This is a genomic window from Actinoplanes sp. NPDC049265 (assembly GCF_043197135.1).
Classification (GTDB): domain Bacteria; phylum Actinomycetota; class Actinomycetes; order Mycobacteriales; family Micromonosporaceae; genus Actinoplanes.
Window position 1 is genome coordinate 109,744 of record NZ_JBICSP010000028.1, and the last position, 6,087, is coordinate 115,830.

At 71.3% G+C, this 6,087-nt stretch carries 6 protein-coding genes and 1 pseudogene; 5 read left to right on the top strand and 2 right to left on the bottom strand.

The genetic code is table 11. From position 1 onward, the window contains the following. Window positions 1-4: 4 nt before the first annotated feature. The gene (locus ACGFIO_RS40510) at window positions 5-337 is read left to right on the top strand and encodes a PadR family transcriptional regulator (RefSeq protein WP_392835637.1); all 333 of its coding nucleotides are present in this window, start codon (window positions 5-7) and stop codon (window positions 335-337) included. Then, on the top strand, window positions 334-1,170 hold the full coding sequence (locus tag ACGFIO_RS40515; protein WP_392835639.1) for a hypothetical protein: 837 nt from the start codon (window positions 334-336) through the stop codon (window positions 1,168-1,170). Before ACGFIO_RS40510 ends, ACGFIO_RS40515 begins: the two co-directional genes overlap by 4 nt. A 237-nt stretch (window positions 1,171-1,407) precedes the next feature. Here the strand turns inward: ACGFIO_RS40515 and ACGFIO_RS40520 are convergent, their stop codons facing one another. After that, window positions 1,408-1,611, bottom strand: a complete 204-nt coding sequence (locus ACGFIO_RS40520; protein ID WP_392835641.1) for a cold-shock protein — start codon at window positions 1,609-1,611, stop codon at window positions 1,408-1,410. Window positions 1,612-1,890: 279 nt separating this feature from the next. Here ACGFIO_RS40520 and ACGFIO_RS40525 point away from each other — a divergent pair, with 279 nt between their 5' ends. Both ACGFIO_RS40525 and ACGFIO_RS40530 read left to right on the top strand, forming a co-directional pair. Beyond that, a complete protein-coding gene (locus ACGFIO_RS40525; protein ID WP_392835643.1) occupies window positions 1,891-2,091 on the top strand; it encodes a hypothetical protein in 201 nt (66 codons plus the stop codon). A gap of 15 nt (window positions 2,092-2,106) precedes the next feature. Beyond that, entirely contained in the window at window positions 2,107-2,403 is a 297-nt protein-coding gene (locus tag ACGFIO_RS40530) for a hypothetical protein (protein WP_392835645.1), read from the top strand. A gap of 17 nt (window positions 2,404-2,420) precedes the next feature. On the opposite strand, the gene ACGFIO_RS40535 is transcribed toward ACGFIO_RS40530, so the two are convergent. Next, window positions 2,421-5,144 (bottom strand): hypothetical protein, encoded by a 2,724-nt coding sequence (locus tag ACGFIO_RS40535; protein ID WP_392835647.1) that lies wholly within the window; start codon window positions 5,142-5,144, stop codon window positions 2,421-2,423. 202 nt (window positions 5,145-5,346) lie between these two features. On the opposite strand from ACGFIO_RS40535, the pseudogene ACGFIO_RS40540 reads away from it, so the two are divergent. Then, window positions 5,347-6,087 (top strand): annotated as a pseudogene (locus tag ACGFIO_RS40540) (hypothetical protein); the annotation flags it as partial.

The following is a 6,087-nucleotide window of genomic DNA, read 5'->3' on the forward strand; positions in this document are numbered from 1 at the left end:
GGGCATGGATGTTCGTGGTCATCTCGACCTGCTTCTGTTGTCGGTGCTGGACGACGCCGGCCCGGTGCACGGTTACGCCGTGATCGCCGCCCTGCGCGACCGGTCGGACGGCGCGTTCGATCTTCCGGAAGGGACCGTCTATCCGGCCCTGCAGCGCCTGGAGCGCGCCGGTCTGGTCGCCAGCCGATGGGACGAGACGGCGCCGCGCCGGCGTCGCGTCTATCAGCTGACCACTGACGGCCACCGGGCCCAGGTGGCAAAGAAGCGGGAGTGGCGCGGCTTCGTCACGGGTGTCCAGGCGGTCATCGGCCCGATGACGGCCGGGGGCGTCGCGTGAGCGCCCCGGGGCCCGTCGATCGCTACCTCGACGAGATGTTCGACCTGCTGGCCGGCACCGGCGCGGACGGGCGGCGGCTGCTGACCGAAGCCGAGGAGCATCTCACCGAGGCCGCCGCCGAGGGGCGGGCCCGCGGCCTCGACGCCGAGGCGGCCGAGCGGGAGGCGGTCGACCGCTTCGGTTCGGCGGCCGTCGTCGCCGGCGGCGTGCCGGCGCGCGGTGCGGTGCGGGCCGTGCTGCCCCGGCTGGCCATCGCGGCCTGGGCCCTGATCGGCACGGCTCTGATCTGGTACGGGCTCAGCGGAGTTCTCGTCCGGCTGCTGAGCTGGCCCTGGACGAGGCTCCTGATCGCGACGGACCGGTTCGGGGCCGACCCCATGTGCGGGTTCGTCGGCTATCCGGCGGGCGTGGACGACTGCGTACGGGTCTACCGGCCCGACTTCATGGTCTTCTTCCCCGGCGTCGACAACAGTGTGGCCGAGTTCGCCGGTCCGATCGCCCACCCGGACCTGGTGCTGACCGGCCTCGGTGCGGCGTTGCTCATCACACTGCTGGTGTGGCGGCGCGGAGCCGGGCGCTGGATGCCGTCGCCGGTCGCCACCGGCCGGGTGTTCGCGGGGTTGTTCGGTCTGGCCGCCGTGGGCCTGGTCATCGAGGCGGTCGACGGCGTCTTCAAGAACGTGCAAAATTACGTGCTGGCCGACTTCGTCGCCGCGCTGGTCGCACTCCTGATCAGCGCCGTCGCACTGCGCCGGGCGGTGAGGGCGCGGGCCACCCGTCGCGGCGACCCCGGCCCGGAAATCGGCGGCCGGGCCGCCGGGCTCGCCGTCTGAATCCGGCCCGGATGTCGGCGGGCGGCCGGGCGGGCCGTCTGAACCCGGCCCGGAAATCGGCGGCCGGGCTGGCCATCTGAACCCGGCCCGGACGTCGGCGGGCGGCCGGGCTGGCCGCCACCGAAAAGGAGACGGCCGACCAGCCCCGGGAGATCACGTGTGAAACGGATCTCTACCGGAGCGGCCGGCCGCCGCCACACCCGGTCACCCACGGAGGTGGGTCACCGGGCTGCTCGATCAGAGCGCGCGGATGTTCTCCGCCTGCGGGCCCTTGGCGCCCTGGCTCACCTCGAACTCGACACGCTGGTTCTCCTCCAGGGAGCGGAAGCCAGAGGCCGAGATCGCCGAGAAGTGCGCGAACACGTCGGCGCCACCACCGTCAGGGGTGATGAAGCCGAAGCCCTTGTCACCGTTGAACCACTTCACAGTTCCGGAAACCACAAATATCTCCTAGCCGACTGTTGAGTTTCCGCACCGTGCGGAGACTCGTGCCGCGGGTTCGATAAACCGGAAACGCAATCCCCGCCGAAACGAAAAACGCCTGATGGGCTGAGATGCCCGTCAGGCGCCGGAAACGTCTTAGGAAATCAAAACTGCAACGGGGAAGACTCTAGCACGGATGCTCCCGGGACACGACCCACGCCCCTCACGGATCAGGGTCGACCGGCGCGGACGTGCTACGTTGACCCAGTCGAACATCGATTTCGACAAGCGTTTCCGATGGATTTCACGAAATTCTTCAGGCGGATCATCTCGGTGCGCCGGGTCCGCGGAGAGCATCGCTCGATTTCCACCTCATGCGGCGAACGGCGGCTCGACTGGTTCAGCGGGCCGCCGTTCGGCTTTCTGCCCGTCACGCAGCGCGGTGTGCGACCCGGCGCGGGCCCACGACTACGATTACCCGATGCGAAGTTCTCTTGACGGTGCCGGCCTGTGGTGACCGGCGGCTCCCAGGCGATGTTCGTCGTGGAGTATCCCTGCGACAGTTTCTGCCGCATCGAGGTCGACCTGAGCGGCGAACACGACCGGCTCACGCTGGGTCAGATGCGGGAAAAGGCCGAGGAGCTGCACCGCGGTGTCCACGAGCCGGATCAGCCCGAGAAACCGGATCAGCCCGAGCAAGAAGAGACCCCGGTCACCAGCCGGCCCGCCGCCACCGTGTTCCTGTCGGCGCCCGGACACGGCGTACCCGACCGCGCCGCACCCGAACGGACCCGTCACCGCCGCCGGTGACCGCTGACCCGGGCGGGTCAGGGGCACAGCCGGGGACGGGCCGCACCGGGGAAGTAGTGATCCCAGTCGACCGCCGCCGGCCGGGCGCAGATCTGGGCGATCACGGTGTTCAGGTCGGCGTCGAGGCGCCACAGCGCCGACTTCCCGTCCAGCACCGACAGTTGGGTGCCGGCCAGCCGGGGTGAGCCCAGGCGCAGGCCCTGGGTGTGCACCGAGAACACCTTCGTACCGGTGACCGCGTCCCAGATCCGGGCCTCGGCGGTGTCGACGACGGCGACGGTTCGTCCGGCGGCGTCGATGGCGGGTACCGACGTCTCGTCCAGGCCATCGGCCCGGACCACGACCCGGGGAGCACGGGCCCGGCTCAGCTCCATGACCGTCATGCTGACGGCGCGCGGGTACGAGGTGACGATGATCAGTCCGGCCGGCCCGGACTGGACGATCGCCGGGTGCGGAACCCGCAGCAGGGTGGCGACGCGGCGGCCGTCGGGGCTCCACTGTTCGATGCGGTCCTGGTCGCCGTCGCGCCGGCTGAGCACGATGCCGGACCCGTCGGTGAGCACGGCCGTGCCGACGACGTCACCGGCCGGGATCCGGTGAACGGACCGTTCCCCGACCCGCCACACGCGGGCGGTCTTGTCGGGGCCGAGACCGCTGAGCAGTGACCCGGTCCGGTCCATGCCGTCCAGCAGGCCCAGGTCGGCGGGGAAGCCGATCCGGCGGGGACGATCGAGGTCGGTCAGGTCCCAGAGGACGGAGTGGTCGTACTCGGCCCGGTAGATCGCGCGCCGCTCGTCGAGACTGCTCTGGTGCAGGTGGGTGTCGTCGTCGGGCAGGACGCCGGCCGGTCGCCACGTCGCACCGGCCCGCCGCCAGAGCTGTAGTCCGGGCTTGTTGCTCCAGGTGACCGCGTACCGCAGGCCCGGCGGATCCATGTATCCGCGACCCAGCATGGTGGCGCCGACGGCGGCGTGCGCGAGCACCAGCACGTCCCGGGTCTCGGTGGTGGGTGTGAGGCGGTACGCGGCCAGAGCCAGGGCCGCGGCCTCCCGGGGCCGGCCGGCGATCATGTCCCGGGCGGCGTCGGACGCGCGCAGGGACAGCGCGTCGTTGCGCTGCTGTGTGGCCCGATGCTGCGCGGCCGCCGTCACCACCGCGGCGCCGGCCACCAGCAGGACCAGGGCGGCGAGTCCGGCGGCGAGCCGGCGCAGTCGCCGGGTGACGCGCTGGTCGGCTCGCGCCCGTGCCTGCCCGGCGGCCAGGCCGGCGTCGACGAACTCGCATTCGCGCGGGTTGAGCCGGTCCCGGAGCTGGGCGGCCTGCTCGAGGCGGGCACCACGGTAGAGGGTGTCGGGGTCGCGATCGTGCGCCTCCCAGATGGCCGTGGCCTCGGTCAGCCGGTGCTGTGCGCGCAGGTCGTCGCGGTCCTGGGCGATCCAACCGGCCAGCCGGGGCCAGGCCCGCAGCAGCGCCTCGTGGGTCAGCTCGACGCTGTCGCGGTCGATGGTGATCAGCCGGTCGGCGGCGAGCCGGTCGAGCAGGGCGTCGGTGACCTTCAGGTCGGTACGCCGGACCCGCCGCTTGGTGTCCGCGGTGCCGTCGCCCGGCACCACCAGGCGCAGGAACAGCAGCCGGGCGGCGTCGCGGTCTTCCCCGCTGAGCTGCTCGAAGGCGTGCTCGGCGGTCCGGGCGAGTGCGTGTTCGATGCCGCCGACATCCTCGTAACCGGTCAGGGTCAGGGCCAGGCCGCGGCGCCGGCGCCAGGTCTCGGCGAGGGTGTGTGACACCAGCGGCAGCGCGGCCGGCTGGCCGGCGACGTCCGAGATGAGCCGGGCCACCAGGGCCGTCTCGATCGTCGCTCCGGCCCGCGCGGCCGGTTCGGTGATCGCCGCACGCAGTTCTTCGGTCGACATGGGTCCGAGGAGCACCTGGGCCCGGTGCAGGGCGGTGACCAGCTCCGGATGGCCGGCGCAGTGGCCGTAGAAGTCGGCACGTACGCCGATCACCACCCGGGCGTGCGGCCCCGCGGCGGTGGTCAACGCGCGGATCAGCCAGCGGCGGGCCTCGTCGTCGCAGAGCGTGAACACCTCTTCGAACTGGTCGACCACCAGCAGTACGTCGTCGGCGGCCTTGGCGAGCCAGCCCCGCAGGGTCTCGGGACTGTCGGTGAGGTCGTGGTGCACGCGGTCGGCCGGTTCGTCGGCCCGGTCGGCCACGGCCACGGCCAGTTCGGTGATCGGATCGGTGCCCGGCGTGATCAGGATCGGTGTGCGCGGGGTACGGGCGATCAGTCCGGCCCTCAGCAGCGACGACTTGCCGGCGCCGGAGGAGCCGAAGACGCCGACGAACGGGCGTTCGCCGATCAGCCTCGTCAGGGTGTCGGTCACCGCGTCCCGGCCGAAGAACCGGTCGGCGTCGTCGACCTGGTAGGCGGCCAGGCCCACGTAGGGCGCCGGCCGGTCACCGTCGGCGCCGGGCTGCGCGGCGGCCAGGTGCCGCCATCGGCCGGTCCATTCGTCGACGTCGCCGTGGCAGGCGCGGACGATGGCGCCGGTGACGGCGAGGCTGGGCAGCCGGCGACCGGACAGCGCCTCGGACAGCGCGGCGGCCGAGTAGTTCGTCCGCCGGCCGAGCTCGCGGTAGGAGGGTTGCCCGGCTCGCCGGCGCAGCCGCCGCAGGTCACCGGCGAATCGCAGCAGGGGAGTGTCCTCGGATTCCAGCGGACGTTCCTGTCGGGGCACCGGGCCTCCAATCCATGACGATCGCTGCGTGGCGGTGTTCGTCGTTCGTTGTTCAGCGACCGGCGTCGAACCTGAACAACCCTCCGGGCGCCTACGGTCTGGTGCGTTACGCGTCCTCGCGGGCGCCGACCCTTCCACATTAGATGCCGCTGGTACGGCATGAGGGAGTCAACCGATGACAACCGCTCGAGTACGAAGGTCCGTGGCGGTCGCGGCCGCCGCGGTCCTGGGCATCGGCGCCGTGCCCGCCCCGGCGTCCGCATCCCCGGATCCTGGCGCGGTCCGCGAACATCAGGGCCCGAACCGGCGCGCGAACTTCGATGCCCGGACTCCCGACGCGCAAACGCTCACCGCTTCGCGTACCAAGCGTCAGCCGGCCGAGGTCGTCAAGCTGCACGAGAGTCTTGGTGTGCAGGGGATTGTCGATATTGATCCGGTGACCGGGACGGCTCGTCGGGTGGCGAGGTTGGATGGTTTCCTGACTGGCGAGAGCGGTAAGCCGGCCAGGGATGTCGCCGTTGGTTATCTGGCCGCGTATCCGGGTGTTTTTGGTCAGACGTCGGCGTTGAGGTTGCGTAAGGATTACGTCGATGTTGACGGTACGCATCATCTCAGTTTTGTGCAGATGGTGGGTGAGGTGCCGGTCTTCGGTAACGGTGTCAAGGCCGATGTGACCAGGAGTGGGCAGCTCATCCAGGTCACCGGGTCGCCGGCCGCGTCGCTGCCGGCGTCGTTGGGTGCGGCGAGGCTGAGTGCTGCGCAGGCTCGGGAGGCCGCCGCGCGTGATGCCGGGGTGAAGGCCGCGCCGCGGGCGAGTGAGCCGACCAGGCTGGTCGCGTTCGCTACCCGTGGTGGTGCCCGGCTGGCCTGGCAGACCCTGTCGGTCCGGGACGGCTATCTGCACGTCATCGACGCTGTTACCGGCCGGGTCCTTTACCGGCAG

What these genes read in the sequence shown, in the direction of transcription:
- ACGFIO_RS40510 (WP_392835637.1), top strand. Translation starts at nt 5, where the DNA reads ATGGATGTTCGTGGTCATCTCGACCTGCTTCTGTTGTCGGTGCTGGAC.
- ACGFIO_RS40525 (WP_392835643.1), top strand. Translation starts at nt 1,891, where the DNA reads ATGGATTTCACGAAATTCTTCAGGCGGATCATCTCGGTGCGCCGGGTC.